Annotated in this window: 1 protein-coding gene; it reads left to right on the forward strand. The window is 63.4% G+C overall.

Going from position 1 to position 513, the window contains the following annotated elements:
* On the forward strand, nucleotides 1-388 hold a 388-nt coding region (atpH, locus tag EOA60_RS36690), incomplete at its 5' end, for an ATP synthase F1 subunit delta (protein ID WP_128312811.1).
* Nucleotides 389-513: the final 125 nt, after the last annotated feature.

Genomic DNA, 513 nt, shown 5'->3' on the forward strand with positions numbered 1-513 from the left:
CTCCAGCGACGATCACGCCAAGGCGATCGGCGCGATCATCTCCAGAGCCAACATCACCGGCCTCGTCGGCAATTTCCTGCGCGTCGTCGCCCGCAACCGCCGCCTGTTCGCCGTGCCCGGCATGATCAAGGCGTTCCGCCAGATTGCCGCCGACCACCGTGGCGAGGCGTCCGCCGAAGTCACCTCCGCGCATGCGCTGACGGATGCGCAGCAGGCCGAACTCAAGGCGACGCTGACGGGAATCGCCGGCAAGGACGTGGCCATCGCCATGACCGTCGACCCGTCGCTGCTCGGCGGCCTGATCGTCAAGATGGGCTCGCGCCAGATCGATACGTCGCTCAAAACCAAACTCAATTCGCTCAAGCTTGCACTGAAAGAGGTCGGCTGATGGACATCCGCGCCGCGGAAATTTCCGCAATTCTGAAAGACCAGATCAAGAATTTCGGCAAGGAGGCCGAGGTCTCCGAAGTCGGCCAGGTTCTGTCCGTCGGTGACGGCATTGCCCGCGTCTAC

It is taken from the genome of Mesorhizobium sp. M1A.F.Ca.IN.020.06.1.1 (assembly GCF_004023265.1).
In the GTDB taxonomy this organism is placed as follows: Bacteria; Pseudomonadota; Alphaproteobacteria; order Rhizobiales; family Rhizobiaceae; genus Mesorhizobium.